Source organism: Algibacter ulvanivorans (assembly GCF_048381495.1).
Taxonomy (GTDB): Bacteria; Bacteroidota; Bacteroidia; order Flavobacteriales; family Flavobacteriaceae; genus Algibacter_B; species Algibacter_B ulvanivorans.
This window is the reverse complement of sequence record NZ_JBLWGD010000001.1, coordinates 524540-549100: the sequence shown is the minus strand read 5'-3', so window position 1 is coordinate 549100 and position 24561 is coordinate 524540. Positions and strand designations below refer to the sequence as shown.

The window sequence follows — 24561 nt, the reverse complement described above, 5'->3', positions numbered from 1 at the left end:
CTTAGTATACAAAGTTACAAATATTAAGTTTAGTCGTTATTAACTAGACTTCCTAACTATAATTTTGTTACAAAAATTAGCTTTATAATTTCTCTAAAAGTACTGTAGTATACTGAGAGTTTATTTCTATTTTTCCTTGATTTACTTTACTTGATATACCTGAGTAGGCATCATAAAGCGTATCTCCATTTTTAAACACCTTTGATACATCTAATGTTTTTTTTCCAAAGGGTAAATCTAGACCAACAACAACTAAATCTTTAAAATTATTTTTTGAATAACTCCTATAGAACAGATATGGAGTTTCTGTTATCATTTGATGAATTCCGGCTCCAATTGCAGGATGTTTGGCTCTAAACTGCCCTAGTTTTTGCCAATGCTTTAAAATAGATTGAGTTTTGGCATTGCTTTTAATAGCTTCCCAATTCATAAACGAGCGTAAAGTCGCATCGCCTTTGGCATTGCTAACAACTAGTGTACGGGCAGACTCATCTCCATAATATATTTGAGATGCACCTGGGCACAGTAGTAATTTAGTTGCAGTTTCATAAGGTTTTTCTCGTTTAGCATCAAACGGTTGCCCATCATCATGGCTGCTTAAATAATTTAAAACATGATAGCCTTTTAGTTCTGAATTTAAAATATTAGAATAGCTTTTAAAAAGTGCTTCTGTTGATTGTTGTGCTGCATGCCATTTCATTTCGAAATTTATAAGTCCATTAAAAGCATCATCAAAATAATTAACTTTTTTATCTCCAAAATTAAATGATTTTACTGCCGATATGCCATAGTTGTATACCTCGCCTACTAAATAAAAGCTATTATTATCTAATACTTTTTCTGGATTTTGCTTTTTATATACTGAAAATGCATAATCGCATTCTTTTTTAAATTCTTGCCACACATACGCCTCTACATGCTTTACAGTATCTACACGATAACCGTCTATTCCAAACTCTGTTATATAATCGGTTAACCATTTCATGATATAAAATCGAGGTGCACGCGGATAATTTGTTCGTTTAAAAAAAGCATTTAATTCGGTTATTTCTTCTTCATATCTGCCCTCAGCTTTCCATTTATTAACCAATTGTGGTGGCAATTCTACAGCATTATCGTTTTCGGTTTTTATGTCTGGAAGATTTTTAACCAATGTACATGTTATGGTATTACTGTACGACTTATAGTTGCATTGAGGCTCTGTTCTTACCCAATTTTCTGGCCATACAGTATCTGTATCTGTTACTGGCCCTGTATGATTTATTACAGCATCTAATAGTATACGAATACCGTGTTTATGAGCCGTATTAACAAGCTCGTGTAAATCGGTTTTTGTACCAAAGTTAGGGTCTAAAGCCGTCCAATCGCTTGCCCAATAACCATGAAACCCATAGCTCAACCCTGTACCTTCGTCTGTGCCACCATGAATTTGCTCGACTACCGGCGTTAACCAAATGGCATTTACACCTAAATTAGTAAAGTAGCCTTCTTTAATTTTTTGGGTAACACCTTTTATATCGCCTCCTTTAAAGCCACGAAGTTTTCCTGTTTTTAAATTTCTATTAAAATTTACATCGTTAGAGGTGTCTGCATTATTAAACCTATCGGTTAGCAAAAAATAAATATTAGCTGCTTCCCATACAAATGGTATTTCTGGTTGCTTTTTAGAAATTGCATTTTTGTTTTCACAATTAAATAGAAATAAAGCCGAAAATAGGATTAAAACATGCTTCATAAGTTTATTGAATTTTTAAGATGAAAGATTCTAATGGTTTTAGCTTTACCTCTAGATTTCCAATACCATTTTTAATTTTTAAAACGGTATTATACTGCTTGTATAATTGATCTATAACCTTGTAATTTTTACCTTCGTCTAACTGCCAATTTAAAACCAGAGTTTCTGGAATTTTTAAACTGAATTGATAATTGTTTTCTGCATCAAAATTTGAAATAATTATTAATTTCTGGTCTGTAGACCATCGAACAAATGATAAAAGTTTATCATTATAATTATCTGTTTTATTTCGATTATACAAATGAATATCTTGATAGTTTCCAGTTAATGCCGTACTATTTGTTGTAAAGTTTAATAGGCGTTTATAAAAATCTCTCAGTTTTTTTTCCTTATTTGTTAATTGGCCGCCATCAAACTGTTTATTATTAACCCAACGCTGGTGTGCTGGCACACCAACATAATCGAAAATTGAAGTTCTAGTAGGCGAGCCAAATCCTGCATTTTCAGAACCATCTTCTCCCACTTCTTGACCAAAGTAAATCATGGTTGGCGCTGTTGTTAACGTTGCCAAAACCACCATGGCAGGCTTGCCTTTTTCTGCATTTCCAGCAAAACCTACACTAGACAAACGTTGCTCGTCATGATTTTCAAGAAAATGTAACATGTGGTGTTCAATATCTTTTAAGTTTTCTAAAATTGGCGGGATGTAATCGGTTTTGCCTTTTCCTTGCACGATACTTTTTATGGTATCGTATAACTGAACTTTATCATACAAATAATCCATTTTACCTTTCTTGATATAATCTCTATATAGTGACGGATTATAAACTTCGGCCAATAAAAATGCGCTTGGGTTTTTCATTTTAACAGACGAGTTCATGTAACTCCAAAACTCGACAGGTACCATTTCGGCCATATCATAACGAAAGCCATCAACACCTAAATCTAACCAATACAAGGCTATATTTCTAAACTTTATCCAAGAATCTGGAACCGTTTTACCTTTCCAAAAATCGTAATGCTTTTTATAGTCTTTACTTTCAAAATCGTTGGGTAGCTTGTTAAAATCTTTAATTCCTTCAGGCGTAATTCCATAATTTACTTTTACGGTTTCATACCAATCGTTCATTTTTGGCTGAGACAACCTTGAGCCGTTACCTGTCCATTTAGCAGGTTTTTCTATAAACTTACCATCTTCTAGTGGTGTTTTATCTTTCCCTAATGGCGAATAATTGTTTTCCCATAAAGGTACTTTAAAAGCTTCGTTAGGGTTGTAGTAAAAGTTGTTGTTTTTATTGTAAGCTACAGAAACATCATCATTTTCACCAAAGTCTTTTATGTCTTCTGGCTTAGATATACTTTTATAATTTCTAGCTACATGGTTTGGTACAATATCAATAATTACCTTTAAACCTGCATCATGGCTTCGTTTTACAAGTGCTTTAAACTCTTCTAGCCTGTGCTCTACATTTACTGCCAAATCTGGGTTTACATTATAATAATCTTTTACTGCGTATGGCGATCCTGCACGTCCTTTTACCACGTCTGGATCGTCGTTTGAAATACCATACGCTGTATAATCTCTAATAACACCATGATGCGGCACACCTGTATACCAAATGTGTGTTACGCCTAATTTTTTTATTTCACTTAAGGCCTTAGGTGTAAAATCGTTAAATTTACCAACACCGTTTTCTTCTATAGTTCCCCATGGTTTATTGGTTGTATTTGTGTTACCAAACAACCTTGTAAAAACTTGATAAACGACTTGTTTTTTTCTTGTAATCTTATTTTTATCGTTTGTTTTTTCGGTCTCTTTTCTAGCTTGTTTACAGCCTATACTTAACACCATTAAAAGAACAATTGTACACTTTATTAACCTCATTTTTATTGTTTCTCTATATTAAACAGCCATTGTATTGCCATTTCAAACTCTGTTTTCCAAAATGTTTCGCTATGCGTTCCGTTTTCTGCTATTCTTTGAAAAAGCTTATCTTGTGTAACACCTTTATACTTTAAAAGGGTTACCATTTCTTTTAATGGTGTTATCATTACATCGTCTTCTTTTTGGCCAACCAAATAATATAACTTACTAGTACTTAAAATTGATGTATTTTTAGTAAACTGAAAACTTTGCTTAGCATACCAAAATGAGGGCGAAAAAATTGCTGCTTTTGCAAATACATCTGGACGATTAACGGCTGCATAATGTGCAAACAAACCTCCTAATGAAGCTCCAACAATAGCTGTGTTTTGGTTTTCTGGTTTGGTTCTATAATTTTTATCGATTTCTGGTTTTAGGGTGTTTACCAAAAAATCTAAATACAATGCCCCTTCTCCTTTACCATACTTTTTATTATCCCATGCCGAATACTCGTTTAAGCGCTTTTCTTGACCATGGTTTATAGCTACCGCAATAAACCCTATGGCTGTTTTATTATATAAATTATTTAAGGTTTCATCGACTTCCCACTCGCCACTATACGATGTAGATGCATCAAATACGTTTTGCCCATCTTGTATATAAAGAACTGGGTATTTTTTATTTGTAGCATTATAATTTGGCGGCAGATATATTGTAATTTTTCGTTTACGATTTAGTTGTGGTATATTAAAACTATCTGCAAATACATGAACATTTTTAGTTGCTGTTGAAGGTGTATTTTGCTTACCTACACGACTCCAACTTGCTACACTTACATATACTGTATCTTTTAATTTAGTAAACGTATAGGTTCTGTTTTCTATAGAGTTTCCGTTTGCTTTACACTCTACCTTATCCCAATTACCTTTTGTAAACTTAAAACTAATTGTTTCTTTATACTTTGGTATTGTAATGCTATAATGTCTATTTTCTTTTTTTAATTTAAAGCGTTTACTTCCTCCAGACCAGCCTTCAAAATCACCAGAAAGGTATACATCTTCATTAAAATTGTGAGTTTTTGGCAAATGTTTTATTATTAATGTAACAGCCTGACTACCTACAACTTGAGTTTCATCATTTTTGTTTTTTTTCTCACAAGACCATACACTAACAAGTATTAGTAAGGTAAAAAAACACTTGCTTTTTATTTCTGTAAGCTTCATTTTATATATTAACCAAAAACCCAAATTAATTAAGCTTAGTTGATAAAACAAGGCTACCTTTTTCATTTAAAGTAATATTATCTCCCCAGAAAAACTCATAATCTGTAATAATATTTTTTACCGCTTTACCTTTTAAACCCATTTCACTAAACTTTGTTAAATCTAGTTCAACTGGCTTTTCATTCTTATTCATTATATGAATTACGGTTTCATTCTCTAAAATTCTAAACAGCACATATATTCCATTTTCTGGAACAAAATGGATGGTTTTGCCTTCGTGTATTGCTTTACTATTTTTTCTGTAATTTAATAGCTTTGCAACATACCTTTGCATGTTTTTTTGATTTTCGTTTAAACCTTTTCCTGTAAAAGCATTAACTGTATCGTTAAGCCAACCGCCAGGAAAATCTGAACGAATTAAACCATGGTCGCCAGGTTTATCAAAATCATTCATTAAAATTTCTGTACCATAATACATTTGAGGGATACGCGGCAATATACTTATATAACTTAATGCCATTTTGGTATTGGCTATATCGCCGTTTAGTTGAGTAAAAATGCGACTCATATCATGATTGTCTGTAAAAATCATAATATCTTTAGGTGTTGTATAATGAAAATCGTTGGCTAAACCTTGGTATATTTTTATTAATCCTTTATCCCATGCTTCGGTTTCATTTAAAGCTTCAACTATGGCTCGCTGCATAGGAAAATCCATTGGCGATTTTAAATTAGATTTATATCCATCTTTATTATTTGCACCATCTTGCCAATACCCTACTAAAAGTGGGTTGTAGCTCCACTCTTCGCCTACGATACTAAAATTTGGATATTCGTTCATGATTTCGCCTGCCCATTTGCTCATAAAATCTTTATCTGGATATGGATATGTATCTTGACGAATACCTCCTAAACTTAGAGTTTCTATCCACCAAATACTGTTTTGTATGGTATAGGTTGCCATAAACGGGTTGCGTTGGTTTAAATCTGGCATTGCAGAAACAAACCAGCCAACGCTCATATTTTCTTTATCGATTTTTGAAGCGTATATATCTTGATTTGTTGTGCGTCTATGATTTGTTGTTATACTTCCTGCATCATTCCAATTATTTTTATTTTTTTCATAATAGGCTTGGTGGTTAATCCAATTTTTAAACGGTAAGTCTTTCATCCACCAATGCTCTATCCCACAATGATTTGCTACTTGATCCATTATTAACTTCATGCCTCTATCGGCTAGTTTTGCCGACATGTTTTTATATTCCTCTAAAGTTCCAAATCTGGAATCTACTTGATAATAATCTGTAATAGCATAGCCATGATACGAACCTTGAGGCATGTTATTGCTTAATAATGGACATGGCCAAATGGCTGTAAAACCTAAATTTTCTATATAATCTAAATGGTCTGTAATGCCTTTTATATCGCCTCCATGCCGTGCATAATCATCGGTTCTATTTATTCCTTTTTCGTTAAGCGATTCTACAACATCATTATCTATATTACCATTTGCAAACCTGTCTGGTGTTATTAAATAAATAGCATCACTACTATTAAACCCAACATAATCTGTTGATGGCTTTTTTCTAGATTTTAACTCGTAAGTTTGAATTAAACTTGCTTTATTTTCGTGTTTAAAAACTATATTGAATTTGCCTGCTTTTGTATCTTCAGAAATTATTACATCTATAAAAAGATAATTAGGACTATCTGCTTGATGTACTTTTTCTATAAAAACCCCAGAATATGAAATTTTTGGTGTATACTCTGAAATATTGGCATGGTGCACTAAAAGCTGTAACGATTTATTTTTAAAACCCACCCACCAATTAAGCGGTTCTATTTTTGAGATATCATGACTTTCGGTTAGTAAAACTTTTTCATTAACCTTATTAATTGCCATATTACTTTGCTTTTTACAAGATAAATTTAAAGTAAAAACAAATACCAATCCCACCAAAATCGATTGTTTTATTTTTTTTTGATTTATTGAATATTTAATATTCATAATTATAGCATTATTTAATTTCGTGTAGGCTTATTGCATAACCACCAGCAGTAACAGACCTTAATGATAATTTAGTTTTATAAGTTACTGTTTTTGTTGTTATTGTGTAGGCTTGCGGGTTGGTTTTATAATCTGCATCTGTAGCATCTGCATAAATTGTGGCTTTATATTTTTTTCTTTTTTCAAGAAAATCTAGCTTTATATTAGAAATTCTGGCTTGCTTACCATTTACATTACCAACAAACCAATTATTTGTTCCTTTTTCTTTTCTAGCTATGGTTATGTAATGCCCTGGTTCTGCTTCTAGATACTCGCTTTTATCCCAATCTATAGCGACATCTTTTATAAATTGAAAAGCATCCATAAACTGCTCGTAATGCTCTGGTAAATCTGCAGCCATTTGCAAAGGGCTATACATGGTTACATATAGCGCTAATTGATTTGCTATAGTGCTGTTTACATGCGAATTGTTGTTAGGATTAAGTTTACTTATATCCATTTCGAAAATTCCAGGAGTATAATCCATTGGTCCGCCTATTAAACGTGTAAAAGGCAATATAGTAACATGGTTGGGTTTAGAACCTCCAAAGGCTTGAAATTCTGTTCCTCTTGCCGATTCGTTTCCTATTAAATTAGGATAAGTTCTGCAAATTCCTGTAGGGCGAACTGCTTCGTGAGCATTAACCATAACTTGATAATCTGCAGCTTTTTCGATAGCGTATTGATAATGGTTTACAATCCATTGGCTGTAATGATGTTCGCCACGAGGTAAAACATTACCTACATAGCCACTTTTTACAGCATCATATCCATTATTTTTCATGAATTGATAAGCTTTATCCATGTGCCTTTCGTAATTTCTCGTAGAGCCAGAGGTTTCATGATGCATAATCATTTTAACACCTTTAGATTTTGCATAATTATGAATCTCTTCGACATTAAAATCTGGATAAGGGGTTACAAAATCGAACACATAATCTTTAGATTTTCCAAACCAATCTTCCCAACCTTCATTCCAACCTTCAACTAAAACACCATCGAAACCATGTTTTGATGCAAAATCGATATAGCGTTTTACCTTAGTATTATTAGCCGCATGTGTTGTATTGGGTTTTACTTTTGAATAATCTGTAATGCCTAATTGAATGGCAGGTAAATGGTCTGTATAAGCCCATGAACTTTTACCTGTAATCATTTCCCACCAAACACCAATGTATTTTACAGGTTTAATCCAAGAAGTATCTTCTATAGCGCATGGCTCATTTAAGTTTAAAGTCATTCTTGAACTTAGAATATCGCGAGCATCGTCGCTAACCATAATGGTTCTCCAAGGCGAATTACACGGTGCTTGCATATACCCTTTATCGCCATTAACATCGGGGGTTAAATGTGATTCGAAAATCATATTTTCATCATCTAAATTAAGGCTCATACACGAATAATTAATTAATGCTGCTTCGTGTAAATTAATGTATAAATCCGTATCGGTTTTCATCATTAACGCAGTTTGCACACCCGTTTTAGAAAACTGTTCTTGTGATGCATTTCCTGTTACAGCATTATCAAAAAGTGTTCTTATTTCAGATAGTTTAGACTCTGTATAATCATACTCTTGAGTATCGTAATCTCCTGGAATCCAGAAAGCAGTATGGTTGCCTGTCATTGCAAATTGAGAGCGTTCTTCTTGTATTGTAAAGTATACTAGGTTTTGTTGCTCAGGGAACTCATACCTAAACCCTAAACCTTCATTAAACAACCTAAAACGAATTAACATAACTCTATGGGTTTGCTTTTGCTTTAAACTTACTGCTAACTCGTTATAATGGTTTTTAATTACATCTTCTTCGCCCCAAACAGGTTTCCAAGTGGCATTAAAAGTTTCGTTTTTAGTGTTAATAATTTCAAAATCATTTAATAAAGATTTCTCATCACCTTTTAACTCTAAACCTAATTTACTAGGCTTTATTACGCCTTGTGTTTTATAGGTTAATTGATATGTTGGTGCTCCATTATTATTTAACGAAAATAACATCGTTAATTTGCCATTTGGCGATTTTAGCTCTTGAGAACTTACAGGGCTAAAAGCCAATAAAAACAAGCCTATAATTAATGCATTTAGAAATTTCATTTTTTTTTGAGTTTTAATTTTAACTAACTGCGCTTAGCGCTTTGTTTTTTAACAATACTGGTTTACCGTTAACAATAATTTCGAGATGCTTACCATTAAGTAATTCGAAATTTGTTTTATTTTGAGTTGTATTTACTTTTATTATTTGATTTCTAAAATTTATTTTAAACGAATACCCTTTCCATTGTTTAGGTATTTTTGGTGTAAATGAAAGGGTGTTATCTACAACTCTCATACCGCCAAACCCTTCAACAATACTCATCCAGGTTCCTGCCATAGAAGTAATGTGTAAGCCTTCGTGTACCTCGCGATTGTAATCGTCTAGGTCTAACCTAGAAGTACGTAAATAAAAGGTGTACGCTTGCTCCATCCTATCAAGCTTTGCTGCCTGAATACTGTGTACACATGGAGATAACGAGCTTTCGTGTACTGTAAATGGCTCGTAAAAATCGAAATGATTTTCTAACTCTGTATTTGTGAATTGGTCTTCAAAAAAGTAAAACCCTTGTAATACATCGGCTTGTTTAATATATGGCGAACGTAAAATTCGGTCCCAGCTCCATTTTTGATTTATAGGTCTTTCTGATTTTGATAAACTTTCTACAGATACCAACTCCTTATCTAAAAAGCCATCTTGTTGTAAATACACTTTATGCTTTTCTGAATAAGGAAAATACATATTATCTGCAACTGTTTTCCAAAGCGCTAGTTCCTTTTTAGTTAGCTTTACCTTTTTGCTAATTCTTAAAAAATCTGAAGCGTATTCTTCTTCTATTTTTTCAATTTGTTTAAGCGTGTAATCTATACACCATTTAGCCAAATAATTTGTATACCAATTGTTATTTACATTGTTTTCATATTCGTTTGGCCCCGTAACACCAAGAATTACATATTGGTTTTTATGTGCCGAAAATGTAGCGCGTTGTTGCCAAAAACGAGCAATACCTATTAATACCTCCAGTCCTTTTTCTGGTATGTAACTGTAATCGCCTGTATAACGATGGTAATTATAAATTGCAAATGCTATGGCACCGTTTCTGTGTATTTCTTCAAAGGTAATTTCCCATTCGTTATGGCATTCTTCTCCATTCATGGTTACCATTGGGTATAAAGCAGCGCCGTTTTTAAAACCTAATTTTTCGGCATTTTCAATGGCTTTTTCTAAATGATTATAACGGTATTCCAATAAAGTTCTAGCTACTTTTTGATCTTTAGTGGCCATATAAAAAGGGATACAATAAGCTTCGGTATCCCAATAGGTACTGCCTCCATATTTTTCGCCTGTAAATCCTTTTGGTCCTATATTTAATTTAGAGTCTTTTCCTAAATAGGTTTGATTTAACTGAAAAATATTAAAGCGTATACCTTGTTGCGCTTTTACATCGCCTTCTATAGTAATATCTGCCATATCCCAAATTGTTAACCAAGCTTGCTTTTGATTTTCAAGCAATTGATTAAACCCTGTTTTTGCGACTGTTTTTAAAACTTGTTTTGCAACTGAAACTAGTTTAGATTTATCATGATTTCTATCGACCGTATAGCCACCAAATTTTTCAATACTATACGTTTCGCCTTGTTTTACAGAATATGCATAACTAAAGGATACTAAATTAGCATCTGCGTTTACATTATGCTCGACTATAATAGGCTTGCCAGATATATAAACTTTAGATTCCATAAAGGTACAGGTATGGAAATCGGTTTTCATAGTTTTAGCCTCTATAAAAGCCTGATTGTTAACATGGCTAATATGTGTAGTATCCCAGAATTTATCGTCCCAATTGGTATCTTCATTCGTAATACCCGAATCTAAATAAGGCTGAAAAATAATTTCTGCATCTGCGTTTAGTGGCGTTATTTCGTATTTAATGGCTCCAACCTCGTCTAATTCTAAACTTAAAAAACGTTTTACAGATACTTGTACTTGAACATCATTTGGTAGAGTTACCACAAAAAATCTAGACAACCAACCTTCTTTCATATTAAGTTCGCGTTTAAAACTTTTAATAGATTTACAGGTGTTTAAATCTAATTGTTCTCCATTAACAATTACATTAATTCCTATCCAGTTTGGTGCATTTAATACCTTTGCAAAATATTCTGGATAACCATTTTTCCACCAACCAACACGTGTTTTATCTGGGTAATATACACCAGCAATATAACTACCTTGAAAGGTTTTACCTGTATATTGCTCTTCAAAATTGGCACGTTGCCCCATAGCTCCATTACCAATACTAAATAAACTTTCTGAAGATTTTATGCGGTTGGCATCAAAACCTTCTTCTATGATGGACCAATTATCTGGTTTTATATAATCTTGGTTCATATTTCTTATAATATTTTTTCTGAAATAACCGAGGTAAAAAAGTGTTTAGATATTTCGGTTAAATTGTTAAAATTAAAATTGGCTTCATGAAGTGTTTTTGCGTCACCTATACCAATTGATATCATATTTGCTGTATTTGCGGCTTCTATGCCTGCAATAGCATCTTCAAAAACAACACATTGTTCGGGTTGTAAATTCATTTTTTTAGCGCCTATTAAAAATACTTCTGGGTCTGGTTTAGCTTTGCTAACGCTATTCCCATCTACAATACCAACAAATCGTTCGTATAAATTAACTTGCTTTAATATTAATGGTGCATTTTTACTAGCAGATCCTAGCACATACGGAATATTTAATTCGTCTAAGACATCTAAAAGTGTTTCTGCTCCTGGTAAAATTTCCTCTGGCCCCATTTTGTTGATATACTGCAAGTAATGTTCGTTTTTACTTATTAGAAATTCTTGCTTTTTTTCTTCTGTAAGCTGTTTTTTTCCTATTTCTAAAAGAATTTCTAACGATTTAACACGGCTTACGCCTTTTAAAAGCTCGTTATGTGTTTCTGTAAACTCAAAGCCTAAATGATTGGCAAGGGCTTTCCATGCTAAAAAATGATATTTTGCGGTATCGACTATAACCCCGTCTAAATCGAATATAACTCCTATTTTATTCATCTATGTATTGTGATTGATATGAAATTGCAGATTTGTTTGTAATTAAGAAATTGCAAAGGCCTGCTATTATTAAACTTATACCTGCTACCAGCATAGCATTAATTGCTTTTTCTCCTAGCAACCCAGAAACATAGTTTATGCCTCCTAAAGCGGCTATAATTTGCGGTATTACTATAAACATGTTAAAAATGCCCATAAATACACCCATTTTTTTTGGATTAACCGAACTAGATAGCATGGCATAGGGCATAGACAAGATACTTCCCCATGCTATACCTACTAACATAAAGCAGTATTTTAAATGCTCTGGGGTTTCAATTATATACATGCTAATAAACCCTAAACCACCTAAGATTAAAGAGCCCATGTGCACATACTTTCTATTAATATATCGTTTTGAGGTGTAAAAGGTTAGTAATAATGCAAATGCCATAGAAGACAAACCGTAAACTCCCATTGCAGAACCTACTAAGTTTGATGCCTTTTGAAAAGCCGTATTAGCTACATTAAAGGCTTCTTTTTGCAAAGGTATTTCCATATTATAGTTAGCTTCAATTGGTGCAGGTGCATTAAACACATGCTCTGTTAAAGCTGGATTTGCCAAACTCCACATGGTAAAAAAAGCAAACCATGAAAAAAACTGAATAACCCCAAGCTTTTTCATTGTTGCTGGCATATTACCAATATTATTTACAATGTCTGGAATAAATTGATTTTTCTTTTGTCTTTCTTTTTCAAATTCCTCCATATCGTCAGGAGGATATTCTGTTGTTGTAAAAATGGTGTATAACACACTTATTAAAAAAACAAATGCCCCTATTGCAAAAGCCACTTGAACAGACATAGGCACAACACCTTGAGGTGCAGAATCGCTAACTCCTAATTGAGAAATAAGCCATGGCAAATTACTTGCTATCCATGTACCAATTCCTATAATTAAGGTTTGCACCACAAAACCGTACGAACGCTGAGATTCTGGCAACTTATCGGCTACCAAGGCTCTAAAAGGTTCCATTGAAATGTTAATGGATGCATCTAAAATCCATAAAAACCCAGCAGCCATCCAAAGGGCTGAAGAATGAGGCACAAAAAATAAAGCAACCGAACTTAATATCGCACCTATTAAAAAATATGGGCGGCGACGCCCTAATTTTGGGTGCCAAGTTCTATCACTTAAATAACCAACAACAGGCTGTACAAGCAACCCAGTTAAAGGTGCTGCTATCCATAACAACGGAATATCATCATATCCTGCTCCTAGGGTTTGAAAAATTCGAGACATAAAGCCTCCTTGTAATGCGAATCCGAATTGTATTCCTAGAAATCCGAAACTCATGTTCCAAATTTGCCAGAAACTTAATTTGCGCTTTTTCATTAAATAGTATGTTTAAATGAATACTATTTGATAAGCGATATTACTTACCAAAACTTACGTGAGAAGTGAAAATATAAGTTTTGATTTCGAGTCAAAGATATAAAAGAATTTTAATTTTCCTAATTTGCAATTTTGCCTACGAAACTATTTAGTAGATTCTCTTTCGATAATTTCTGTTTCGATAACCATCTTTATAAAATCACGTTTTCTCTCGTTATTAGTAAAGTATTGCTCGGTTTGTGCATCTTCGGCTTCTAACCTATCTATCAATAAATTTGCCGATTGTTCACCTATTTTTTGCCCATGCTGGCTTACTGTTGTTAAACTAGGTGTAGCATGTTTAGAAAGTACACCATCTGTAAACCCTATAACCTGAATATCGTCGGGTATTTTTAAGCCTAATTTTCTAGCTACTTTCATTGCAGATACAGCATAAAGTTCGTTTACTGCAAATACGCCATCAATATCGGGGTTAGAATTAAAAAATTGCGCTATTTCGGCTTCTAAAACATCTAAATTATTTTCAACATCTAAGCTATCATCAATCTTTAATATTAAATTAGAATCTGCTTCAATACCATTATTTTGTATAGCTTCTAAATAGCCTTGTGTCCTTAGCCTGCCTACGCTTACGTAGTCCATGGTTGTAATTAATGCAATGTTTTCACATTTATTTTCTATAAGCTTTTTTACAGCTTTTACTGCGCCATTAAAATCATCAACAATAACTTTATCGCAATCTACTTCATTTACTACCCTATCAAACATTACAATAGGTATACCTTGATTTATTGTAGCATTAAAATGATGATAATCTTGCTTTAACAAAGTTTCTTTAGAAATCGAAAGCACAAATCCATCAATACTGCCGTTGGCTAACATTTCCATATTTATAATTTCTTTAGTGAAAGACTCGTTAGATAGCCCAACAATAACGTTATATCCGCGCCGATTGGCTACACGCTCAATACCACGAATTACGGTCGAAAAAAAATGATGTACAATTTCTGGTATTAAAATCCCTATAGTTTTAGTCTTTCTATTTTTTAAACTAAGAGCAATGTTATTTGGTTTATAGTTATAAAGCTTAGCAAAGGCTTGAATTTTTTGTGTAGTATCTTCACTAATTTCTTTGCTATTACTTAAAGCCTTAGAAACCGTTGATACTGAAACGTCTAGCTCTTTAGCTATTTGCTTTAATGTTATCTTTCTTTTCATAATCTAAAATTCACTCTAAAGTAGTAATAATTCGCGTCGTTATGTAAAGATATAAGATTATTTAAAAACACAGGTTTTATTATCATTTTCTCATTTAAACATTTAATTTTTAAAAAGTTGTCAACACGAAAACGTTTTCGTAGAATATTTCGTAATTCTTAATTGTTTGTTTACAATTTCTTTACATAGCTTTGATATGAGAAGTGAAAATATAACTGAACTAAATGACTTATTTAAATTAAACTAACTTGTATGAAGACAATTATTAATAGTTTACTGTTAGCTCTGTTTTTTGTGCCCGCTTACATATTTGCACAAACACCAGTTACAGGAACAGTAACAGAACAATCCACTTCAATTCCGCTTCCAGGAGTTAATGTTGTTGTTAAAGGCACCCTTAATGGCACAGCAACAGATTTTGATGGAAACTACCAAATTGAAGCTAATAACGGAGACGTTATTGTATTCTCTTATATTGGATACCAATCGCAAGAAATTATCTATGCAGGACAATCTAATTTAAACGTTCAATTAATCGAAGACACTTCTCAATTAGACGAGATTGTAATTATTGGTTATGGCAGCGTTAAAAAAGAAGATTTAACAGGTGCTGTAGATGTTATTTCTGCAAAAGATTTTAACCAAGGTGCCGTTGTATCTCCAGATCAATTACTACAAGGTAAAGCTGCTGGTGTTAGAATTACAAGTGCTGGCGGACAACCAGATGCTGCACCAAATATTAGAATTAGAGGAGGCTCATCCCTTTCTGGTAACAATGCTCCTTTAATTGTTATTGATGGCGTGCCATTAGATAATGGCGGTGTTGCCGGCGTAGGAAACCCGTTAAGCCTTATTAACCCTAACGATATTGAGAGTTTTAGTGTACTAAAAGACGCATCTGCTACTGCTATTTATGGTTCTCGTGCATCTAACGGTGTACTTATTATAACAACTAAAAAAGGAACTTCTGGCGAAGCTAAATTTAACTTTTCTGCTAGAACATCTTTAAGTAATGTAAGTTCTAACGATCAAATTCAAGTTATGAATGGCGATGAGTTCGTTCAATTTGCTCAAACTTACTTTCCAGATAACTTAGATGCTTTAGGCGTTCCTGTTGGTAGTGTAAACACAAATCAACCAAGCAGAATTGTAAATTTAACCGATGCCGATGGTAATCCTATTCAGCGCGAAATTTATAATACAGACTGGCAAGACGTCATTTACAGAACAGCTATTACTAAAGATTACAACTTTGGTGTAAGAGCTAATTTATTTGAGAAAATTCCGTTTAGAGCTTCTATTGGTTATAACGAAACCGAAGGTGTAGTAAAAACTAATGATTACGAAAGAATTACAGCATCGTTAAGGTTAACACCAAAGTTTTTTGACAATCATTTAAAAATAGACATTAATGCTAAAGGAACTGTTGTAGATAAAAACTCTATTGATGATGGTGCAGCGTTAGGTGGTGCTATTTCTATGGATCCTACAAAACCAATTTACGATAGCAACTCTATATTTGGTGGTTTCTATCAGCAATTGCAAGCATCAGACAATCCTAACGATCCTAACGCAAAAATTGGAGCAGGAAATCCTTTAGGCGTTTTATTACAAAGATCTCGTCCTGAAAAAGTAAACAGACTTCTTGGTAACATTGAGTTAGATTATAAAATGCACTTTTTACCAGAATTACGAGCTGTAGTAAATTTAGGTTTAGAAGCATCTAGAGCAGAGATTACCGAGAAATTTTCAGAAAATGCTATTAATGCATACACCTTAGTTCCAGATACTAATGTTCCTGCTGGAACATATATTTTCAATTCTGGAAAAAGCTTTGGAGAAAGACAACATATTACCAATGTAACCATGGAATCTTATCTATCTTACCGCAAAGAGTTTAATAATTTTTTTATTAATAATTTCGATGTTCAAGCTGGTTACTCTTACCAAAATTTTAAAAACGATGGTAATAAGGATGAATTTGAAAACGATCCTGTAAGCGGACAAAGAATACCTAATATAGACCCTTTAAATCCTAACAACAGGTATTTTAACGAATTAAATTTACAATCATACTTTGGTAGAGCTAATATAAATTTAGGAAACAAGTACTTACTAACAGCTTCATACAGAGCTGATGGTTCTTCATTTTTCACAGAAGAAAACCGTTGGGGTTATTTCCCTTCGGCTGCAGTTGCTTGGAAAGTTAAAGAAGAAAACTTCTTAAAAAATGTAAACTTTATTAACGACTTTAAATTAAGATTTGGTTGGGGTGAAACCGGACAACAAGATATTTCAGGGCAAGTTGGCTTCTATCCTTCAATTCCTTTATTTGAAATAGGATCTCCTGAAAGCCAATACATTACTGGCGTAAACCTATACAATGCCAAAGAGTTTAACCCCGATTTAACTTGGGAAAAAACAACCACCTATAATGCAGGTGTAGATTTCGATTTCTTTAGAAAAAGTATCCTATCTGGTTCTTTCGACATATTTAAAAGAGAAACAACAGATTTATTAGTACTTACTAATGTACCACCAGGGCAAGCATTAAGCGATCAAGTTATTCAAAACGTAGGATCAACAGAAAGTAAAGGTTTCGAATTAAACTTAAATTTAAACCCTGTACAAAACGAAGTGTTCAACCTATCGTTTAACGGAAACTTATCTTACAACATCACAGAGGTAACCGATTTAAAAGGGGCACAACAAATTAACGCTCCTAATGGAGGCCTAGATATTGGCACAGGTAATATTTTACTAAGACATGCTTTAGGAGAACAAGCAGGTTCTGCATGGGTACTAAAACAAGTTTACGATACAAATGGCGACCCTATTCTAGGTTCGTTTGTAGACCTGAATGATGATGGTAGAATTACTGAAGCCGACAGATATTACAGAGCCATACAACCTAACTGGACTTTTGGTTTTGGATTTAATATGAATTACAAAAACTGGGATTTTAGCGCAAGCTTTAGAGGCCAATTAGACGGCGAAATCTATAACTCAAGACGATTAACGCAAGGCGCTATAGAAAATGCTTTATCTTTAGATGGCAATTCGTTTACCAACGCCTTAAACTTCTTTTCTGGCGAAGCAAACCCTGTATTTTCTGATATTGTAGATCCTGTGCAATATTCAGATTATTTCTTAGAAGGTGCTTCTTTTTTAAGATGCGAAAATATTGTACTTGGCCATACACTAAGTAATATTATAAAAAACGCAACAGTTAAAATTTATGGTGCTGTTAATAACCCATTCTTAATTACAAATTATTCGGGTCAAGATCCTGAAAACTTTACGGGTATAGATAACAATTTCTACCCAAGAGCAACTGTATATAACTTAGGTGTTAATGTTGATTTTTAAACTATGAAAATTATGAAAAACAAAATTTTAAAATTACTATTTGGTTTAGTAGCAATATTTACTGTTAACTTAAGTTGTACAGATGATTTAAACACAAAACCAATAACAGAATTATCGCTTGAGGAAGTTTTAGCACAAGACCCACAAGCTGTTGAAGGTATTTTATCCAGACTTTATGGCTCATTTGCGCTTTCTGGAGCCGATGGCTCTGGAAGCTCGGATATTAGTGACGATGCTGGAGAATCTCCTTTTCTAAGAGGTATTATTAATCTTCAAGATTTTGCTGCCGATGCTATGAAAAATAGATGGGGAGATAATGGTTTAGACCAATTAACAACAACGTCCGACTGGACTCCAGATAATAAATTCTTCAGATATTTATACAACAGAATTTTCTTCACCATTCCACAATGTAACAACTTACTTTCTATTTTACCTAATGTAGATGTTGAAAATAAAGATGTTATTGTCTCTGAAGTTAGGTTTATTAGAGCTCTAGCTAACTTTTATTTAATAGATGTATTTGGCAAAGGAGTTCTATCTACCGAAGACAATGTAGGACAAACAGATCCATTACCACAAGCATCTCGTCAAGAATTGTTTGATTTTGTAGAATCAGAACTATTAGAAATAGAAGCTATCCTACCTACTACAAATACATATGGTAGAGCTACAAAAGGGGCAGCACAAATGCTTCTTGCCAAATTATATTTAAATGCAGAGGTTTATACAGGAACTCCTAGATACGGTGATGCTGCAACCTACGCAAATAAAGTAATTACCGAAGGACCTTACAATTTGGCTAACGATTTTGTAAGTATCTTTTCTGCTGATAACGATTCGTCTACAGAAATTATTTTTCCATTAATTGCCGATGCACAGGTTAGTCAAAGTTTTGGTAACACCACATATATTGTAAATGGCAGCTTAAATGCAGACACAACACCTTTAAGTCAATTTGGCGCAACCGAAGGCTGGGCAGGACACAGATCTAGCAAAGCATGGTATGGTTTATTTGGCGATTTAGAAACATCTACCGATGATAGAGCCAAATTATTCTGGACCGATGGGCATAACTACGAAATGGAAGACTATAAAAAATGGGTAGACGGCTATCCTTCTATAAAGTTTAGAAATACAAACTTTACAGGAAGCTCATTACCTTCAAGCTTTTCGCCAACAGATTTTCCTTTATTCAGGCTTGCCGATGCCTACTTAATGTATGCAGAGTGTGCGGTTAGAGGTGCTGCCGGTGCCGATATGGGAACAGCTGTTCAATATGTAAACAATGTTCGTACAAGATCTAACGCTAGCGCCATAACTCAAACAGACTTAACAGAGCAATTTATAATTGACGAACGCGCAAGAGAGTTAAACCTAGAAGGTCACAGACGTACCGATTTAATTCGATTCGGAATGTTTACCGGAAACTCGTATTTATGGCCTTGGAAAGGCGGTGTAAAAGAAGGAACTTCAATACCCGAAGCTTACAAATTATACCCTATCCCATCGTCAGCTTTACAAGCTAACCCAAATTTAACTCAAAACCCAGGATTTTAAACTAAAACTAAACGATTATGAAAAATATAAAACTTTTATCACTCTTATTATTAGCATTCATAGGCTTTAATGCTTGTGATCAAGATGACGATTTAGTATTCACAGCACAAGAACCTGCTGAGGGTATTAGCTTCTCAAATTCATTTTTAGATGAATATGTGTTAACCGTAGCCGCATCAAACAACCTAGGCGAACGTTTTACTTGGGAAGATGCTAATTTTGGTGTACCAACTAATGTAACTTACGAATTAGAAAACTCTATTTTAGGCGATTTTACCGATGCTACAAATGCAGGAACCACTAGCGGAAACGAACTTGCTATTACTATAGGCAAAATGCTAGAATATGCTGAAGCAGCTGGTTTAGATAACGATCCAAATACAGATTTGCCAAACACAGGAACACTATACTTTAGAGTAAAAGGGGTTGTTGGCACCGAAGGCCTACCAACCTATTCGGCAACACAAGAACTTACTGTTGTACTACCCGAAATAGTAGAAGGTGGCGGCGGTTTCGAAATTGCTAGCTGGGGAGTTGTTGGCTCTGGTTATAACAACTGGGGGGCTTTTGCCGATGGTAAATTTTACACAACTGCAACGCCAGGCGTTATAGTATCTTATGTAAACTTAGTTGATGGCGAAATTAAATTTAGAGAAAACAACACATGGGGTGGCGATTTAGGTGATGCCAATCTTGATGGTGTTTTAGATGCAGACCCAGATAACAATATTGCCGTAACAGCTGGAGACTATAAAATTACAATCGACACAAATGACAACTCTTACACTATCGAACCTTTTGCTTGGGGTGTTGTAGGTTCTGGTTATAATGATTGGGGTAACGCAGGCCCAGATGCCAAGTTTTATTATGATTATACAACCGATACTTTTAAAGTAGGAGTTAAATTATTAGATGGTGAAATTAAATTTAGAATGAATAACAATTGGGATGTAGCCTTAGGAGATGCAACTCTTGATGGCGTTTTAGATACTGATGCCGACAACAACATAGCTTCTACAGCTGGGCATTACTTAATTACCATAAACTTAAACGACAACTCTTATGCTATTGAAGAAGCTACTGTTTGGGGCGCTGTTGGTTCTGGATATAACGATTGGGGAGCAACACCAGATGGAAGCTTAACCGAAATTCAACCAGGTGTATTTTATGCAGAAAACCTAACTATGGTTGATGGTGAAATTAAATTTCGTAAAAATAACGATTGGGGTGGCGATTACGGAGATGCTAATGCCGATAACATTTTAGATCAAGATGCCGATAACAACATAGCAATAACCGCTGGAAATTATGTAGTATCTATTGATTTTAATGATGCATCTGGACCTGTTTACTATTTAGGGTCAAGGTAAACTCTTCAAAAAAAATAATCAATAATTTTAAAAGAGGTTACATATTTATTACTGTAACCTCTTTTTTTATAAAAACCAAATTCCATGAAAAAACTAGTACTTATTTTTTTTCTCTGTGCTAATTGGTGTTTCGCACAACAACAAAATGTAACACACTCAATTTCGCCTTTACCTTTTGAAGAAAACGACAATATTACCATTACAATTCAAGGTAGTAGTATTAACGAAGTTACTTGGGGTATTACTGGTAATGCTCTATACTTGTGGGCATGGTCTTACGACACTAATTTATCAGGACAGCAAGATTGTCCAACCAATGGCTCATGGGATAATTCTAGCGAAACAAACCGTTTCACCTATAATAGTAGCTCAGACACTTATACCATTTCGTTTACACCAACCTCATTTTTTTCAAGAACCGGTATTGGTAGAATAGGATTTTTAATAAAAGCAAAAGATGGAAGCGGCGATAAAAAATCTCAAGACATTTTAGAAAACGTAGGCGCTTTTCAATTATCTCTTACTTCGCCAACCAATACAACAACCATATTATCCTCTGGAAGCAACTTTAATATAGAAGCATCAAACACAGGCGGAAATGCTAATTATGTTTTAAAGGCAAATGGTAATACTATTAATACGCAATCGGGAACTACTTCTTATTCATATACCGACACAAACATTACTTCAAACAAAAACTACACGCTTGAAGCAACTGTTGGAGGCGTTACTAAATCTAAAACCTTTTCTATTATAGTAGACCCAGGAACAGATTTTAGTATCATGCCACAAACCTATTTAGATGGTATTACTTATCACGATAGCGATCCCACCAAAGCAACTTTAGTACTTTATGCAACAGGTAAAGACTTTGTATATGTAGCTGGTAGCTTTAATAACTGGCAACCAGACGCTAGTTACGCCATGAAACGAGATCCTTCTAGAAATAATAAATTCTGGATTACCTTAACTGGTTTAACACCAGGACAAATAGAAACATTTCAATATTGGGTGGTAGACAAAACACCTATTGCAAACTCGCCTGCTTTAGTAAAAACAGCCGACCCATATTCAACACTTGTACTATCGCCTTTTGACGACCCATATATTCCAGCATCAACCTATCCAAGCCTACCAACCTACCCAGCTGGGCAAGAGCGAGAGGTTACTGTTCTACAAACTGGAAAAACACCTTACAATTGGCAAGTAACAAACTTTATCAAACCAGCAAAAGAAGACCTCGTAATTTATGAAGTTTTAATTCGCGATTTTGATGCCGATAGAAACTTTCAAGACATTATAGACAAAATAGACTACTTTAAAAACCTAAATATTAATGCCATTGAATTAATGCCAGTAATGGAATTTGAAGGCAATGAAAGTTGGGGATACAACACCTCTTTCCATATGGCTTTAGATAAGTTTTACGGCACCGAAGCTAAATTTAAAGAACTTGTAGATGTTTGTCACCAAAACGGTATTGCCGTTATTTTAGACCTAGCCTTAAACCATGCCTTTGGTAGAAACCCAATGGTTCGTATGTGGATGAACGACCCCGATAATGATGGCTGGGGCGAACCTAGCTCTGAAAACCCATACTTTAATACTACAGCAAAACACACTTATAGCGTAGGTTCAGATTTCAATCATTCAAACTCGTTTACAAAAGTTTATACAAAACGCGTTGTAAAACATTGGATTGAAGAGTTTAACATTGATGGATTCCGTTGGGATTTAACTAAAGGTTTTACACAATCTTGCTCTTCTGGAGACGAGGGCTGTACAAATAGCTACCAACAAGATCGTGTAGATATTTTAAAAGATTACGCAGATTATTCTTGGAGTTTAGATGAAACACATTATGTAATTTTCGAACATTTAGGCTCTAGTAACGAAGAGCAAGAATGGGCAAATTACAGAATTGGAGATGCTATTCCGAAGGGGGTTATGATGTGGAGCGAAATGTGGACTCCTTATAAAAATTTAGCTCAAGGACATTCAAGCAATATTAATTTTGAAGGCATGGGGCATACGGCTCATGGATTTACAGAAAAAAGAACTTTAGGATATCCAGAAAGCCACGACAAAGACCGAATTATGTATGAAATGACACAGTTTGGTGTTACAACCAATGCTTCACATAATGTTACCAATTTAAATACAGCGCTAACTAGAATGTCTGCTTTAGGTGCCATTTCTCTTACTATTCCCGGCCCAAAAATGATTTGGCATTTTGCCGAACTTGGTATGGAAAATTCTATTTGGACCTGTAATAATGGCGTTGTAAACTCTGATTATGATGGCAATGGAGATGGCGATTGCAAACTAGACACTAAACCGCAACCCCAATGGATTAACAACTGGTTAAGTGATACTAACCGTAGTCTGGTTTATAACAATTGGTCTAGATTAAATGCTTTAAAAATTAATGAACCTGTTTTTAAAGGCGATTACAATATTACATCTGGAACGCAAACCCCAAGAATTAGTATTTATACCGGAAATGAAAATACGCCAGGGTCTGAACTTAAAAATGTTATTGTTATTGCTAATTTTTCAGTTACAAATCAAACTGTAAACCCAAACTTTCCTTACTCTGGAGATTGGTATGATTTAATGGATGAATTAGGAAATACAACTATTAATGGAGCAACAACATCTATTAATCTTCCTCCTGGAGAGTTTAAAGTTTTTGGAAATCAAGCTTCAACATTATCAACCAATAAAGCTAGAACACAATTAAGTTTAAAATTGTTTCCAAACCCTACAAAAAGCACATTTTCGTTAAATAAAAGCGCAACAGATTTAAGTGTTTACTCTATAACAGGAAAGTTAATTAAAACATATAAAGGTAACTTTAAAAAAGGCTATAATTTTGATATATCGGCCTTAAAACAAAGTCTTTATTTAATTAAAATAACCAATAATTTAGGTGAAACAAATACTGTAAAGCTTGTAAAAATTTAGTTTAGTTGTTTTGTTTAATTAAAAAAGCTTCTCAATTCCAAAAATGGAACATGAGAAGCTTTTACTTATATAAGGCAATAGAATTTTAGCTATTTCCTTTTTTATAATCTGCTAAAAACTTAGCTAATCCAATATCTGTTAAAGGGTGTTTTAATAATCCTTTTATTGATGATAAACCACCTGTCATAACATCGCTACCTAATTTTGCGCAATCAATAACATGCATAGTATGACGAACTGATGCTGCTAAAATTTGAGTTTCAAACCCATAGTTATCATAAATTTGTCTAATTTCTGCTATTAGGTTTAAACCATCAGTAGAAATATCATCTAATCTGCCAATAAATGGAGACACATAAGTAGCTCCTGCTTTTGCTGCTAATAAAGCTTGCCCTGCAGAGAACACTAATGTTACATTAGTTTTTATGCCTTTATCAGAAAAGTATTTACAAGCTTTAATTCCAGACTCTATTAATGGTAATTTAACAACAATTTGAGGGTTTAAAGCTGCTAATGCTTCACCTTCTTTTACCATGCCTTCAAAATCGGTTGAAATAACTTCGGCACTTACATCACCATCAACTAAATCGCAAATCTTTTTGTAATGTGCAATAATATTAGCTTCACCTGTAATACCTTCTTTAGCCATTAATGATGGGTTGGTTGTAACGCCATCTAGAACGCCTAATGCTTGAGCTTCTGCAATATCATCAAGGTTTGCTGTGTCAATAAAAAATTTCATAT

Annotated in this window: 14 protein-coding genes; 4 read left to right on the top strand and 10 right to left on the bottom strand. The window is 33.9% G+C overall.

The genetic code is table 11. From position 1 onward, the window contains the following. Positions 1–82 precede the first annotated feature (82 nt). The 9 genes from ACNG5D_RS02535 to ACNG5D_RS02495 all read right to left on the bottom strand — a co-directional run bounded on the left by ACNG5D_RS02535 (position 83) and on the right by ACNG5D_RS02495 (position 14551). A complete protein-coding gene (locus ACNG5D_RS02535) occupies positions 83–1735 on the bottom strand; it encodes an alpha-amylase family glycosyl hydrolase (RefSeq protein WP_418181924.1) in 1653 nt (550 codons plus the stop codon). Positions 1736–1739: 4 nt separating this feature from the next. After that, complete coding sequence (locus ACNG5D_RS02530; RefSeq protein ID WP_418181923.1) at positions 1740–3620, bottom strand: alpha-amylase family glycosyl hydrolase; 1881 nt, start codon at positions 3618–3620, stop codon at positions 1740–1742. A gap of 2 nt (positions 3621–3622) precedes the next feature. Continuing rightward, the gene (locus ACNG5D_RS02525; protein ID WP_418181922.1) at positions 3623–4888 is read right to left on the bottom strand and encodes an alpha/beta hydrolase-fold protein; all 1266 of its coding nucleotides are present in this window, start codon (positions 4886–4888) and stop codon (positions 3623–3625) included. Beyond that, positions 4848–6725 (bottom strand): glycoside hydrolase family 13 protein, encoded by a 1878-nt coding sequence (locus tag ACNG5D_RS02520; protein WP_418181921.1) that lies wholly within the window; start codon positions 6723–6725, stop codon positions 4848–4850. The genes ACNG5D_RS02525 and ACNG5D_RS02520 overlap by 41 nt, the downstream gene beginning before the upstream one ends. Positions 6726–6840: 115 nt before the next feature. Continuing rightward, on the bottom strand, positions 6841–8958 hold the full coding sequence (locus ACNG5D_RS02515; RefSeq protein ID WP_418181920.1) for a glycoside hydrolase family 97 protein: 2118 nt from the start codon (positions 8956–8958) through the stop codon (positions 6841–6843). Between the two features lie 19 nt (positions 8959–8977). Continuing rightward, entirely contained in the window at positions 8978–11287 is a 2310-nt protein-coding gene (locus ACNG5D_RS02510) for a glycoside hydrolase family 65 protein (protein WP_418181919.1), read from the bottom strand. Between the two features lie 5 nt (positions 11288–11292). Beyond that, on the bottom strand, positions 11293–11958 hold the full coding sequence (gene pgmB / locus ACNG5D_RS02505) for a beta-phosphoglucomutase (protein WP_418181918.1): 666 nt from the start codon (positions 11956–11958) through the stop codon (positions 11293–11295). Next, positions 11951–13333: an MFS transporter gene (locus ACNG5D_RS02500; protein WP_418181917.1), complete on the bottom strand. Its 1383-nt coding sequence runs from the start codon at positions 13331–13333 to the stop codon at positions 11951–11953. Before ACNG5D_RS02500 ends, pgmB begins: the two co-directional genes overlap by 8 nt. Positions 13334–13477: 144 nt before the next feature. Continuing rightward, positions 13478–14551: a LacI family DNA-binding transcriptional regulator gene (locus tag ACNG5D_RS02495; protein WP_418181916.1), complete on the bottom strand. Its 1074-nt coding sequence runs from the start codon at positions 14549–14551 to the stop codon at positions 13478–13480. A gap of 252 nt (positions 14552–14803) precedes the next feature. On the opposite strand from ACNG5D_RS02495, the gene ACNG5D_RS02490 reads away from it, so the two are divergent. The 4 genes from ACNG5D_RS02490 to ACNG5D_RS02475 all read left to right on the top strand — a co-directional run bounded on the left by ACNG5D_RS02490 (position 14804) and on the right by ACNG5D_RS02475 (position 23817). Further along, on the top strand, positions 14804–17920 hold the full coding sequence (locus ACNG5D_RS02490; RefSeq protein WP_418181915.1) for a SusC/RagA family TonB-linked outer membrane protein: 3117 nt from the start codon (positions 14804–14806) through the stop codon (positions 17918–17920). 12 nt (positions 17921–17932) lie between these two features. Next, on the top strand, positions 17933–19480 hold the full coding sequence (locus ACNG5D_RS02485) for a RagB/SusD family nutrient uptake outer membrane protein (protein ID WP_418181914.1): 1548 nt from the start codon (positions 17933–17935) through the stop codon (positions 19478–19480). Between the two features lie 17 nt (positions 19481–19497). Then, positions 19498–20850 carry a SusF/SusE family carbohydrate-binding protein gene (locus ACNG5D_RS02480; RefSeq protein WP_418181913.1) on the top strand — a complete coding sequence of 451 codons (1353 nt, stop codon included), beginning with the start codon at positions 19498–19500 and terminating at the stop codon, positions 20848–20850. 84 nt (positions 20851–20934) lie between these two features. Next, positions 20935–23817, top strand: coding sequence for an alpha-amylase family glycosyl hydrolase (locus tag ACNG5D_RS02475; protein ID WP_418181912.1), 2883 nt, complete (start codon positions 20935–20937; stop codon positions 23815–23817). An 85-nt stretch (positions 23818–23902) separates the two neighbouring features. On the opposite strand, the gene fsa is transcribed toward ACNG5D_RS02475, so the two are convergent. Further along, the gene (fsa, locus tag ACNG5D_RS02470; RefSeq protein WP_418181911.1) at positions 23903–24559 is read right to left on the bottom strand and encodes a fructose-6-phosphate aldolase; all 657 of its coding nucleotides are present in this window, start codon (positions 24557–24559) and stop codon (positions 23903–23905) included. Positions 24560–24561: the final 2 nt, after the last annotated feature.

Excerpts from the sequence above, each read along its gene's own strand:
- ACNG5D_RS02480 (WP_418181913.1), top strand. The coding sequence starts at position 19,498 with ATGAAAAATATAAAACTTTTATCACTCTTATTATTAGCATTCATAGGC.
- ACNG5D_RS02515 (WP_418181920.1), bottom strand. The coding sequence starts at position 8,958 with ATGAAATTTCTAAATGCATTAATTATAGGCTTGTTTTTATTGGCTTTT.
- ACNG5D_RS02495 (WP_418181916.1), bottom strand. The coding sequence starts at position 14,551 with ATGAAAAGAAAGATAACATTAAAGCAAATAGCTAAAGAGCTAGACGTT.
- ACNG5D_RS02520 (WP_418181921.1), bottom strand. The coding sequence starts at position 6,725 with ATGGCAATTAATAAGGTTAATGAAAAAGTTTTACTAACCGAAAGTCAT.
- ACNG5D_RS02535 (WP_418181924.1), bottom strand. The coding sequence starts at position 1,735 with ATGAAGCATGTTTTAATCCTATTTTCGGCTTTATTTCTATTTAATTGT.
- fsa (WP_418181911.1), bottom strand. The coding sequence starts at position 24,559 with ATGAAATTTTTTATTGACACAGCAAACCTTGATGATATTGCAGAAGCT.
- ACNG5D_RS02485 (WP_418181914.1), top strand. The coding sequence starts at position 17,933 with ATGAAAAACAAAATTTTAAAATTACTATTTGGTTTAGTAGCAATATTT.
- ACNG5D_RS02475 (WP_418181912.1), top strand. The coding sequence starts at position 20,935 with ATGAAAAAACTAGTACTTATTTTTTTTCTCTGTGCTAATTGGTGTTTC.
- ACNG5D_RS02530 (WP_418181923.1), bottom strand. The coding sequence starts at position 3,620 with ATGAGGTTAATAAAGTGTACAATTGTTCTTTTAATGGTGTTAAGTATA.
- pgmB (WP_418181918.1), bottom strand. The coding sequence starts at position 11,958 with ATGAATAAAATAGGAGTTATATTCGATTTAGACGGGGTTATAGTCGAT.
- ACNG5D_RS02500 (WP_418181917.1), bottom strand. The coding sequence starts at position 13,333 with ATGAAAAAGCGCAAATTAAGTTTCTGGCAAATTTGGAACATGAGTTTC.
- ACNG5D_RS02525 (WP_418181922.1), bottom strand. The coding sequence starts at position 4,888 with ATGAAAAAGGTAGCCTTGTTTTATCAACTAAGCTTAATTAATTTGGGT.
- ACNG5D_RS02490 (WP_418181915.1), top strand. The coding sequence starts at position 14,804 with ATGAAGACAATTATTAATAGTTTACTGTTAGCTCTGTTTTTTGTGCCC.
- ACNG5D_RS02510 (WP_418181919.1), bottom strand. The coding sequence starts at position 11,287 with ATGAACCAAGATTATATAAAACCAGATAATTGGTCCATCATAGAAGAA.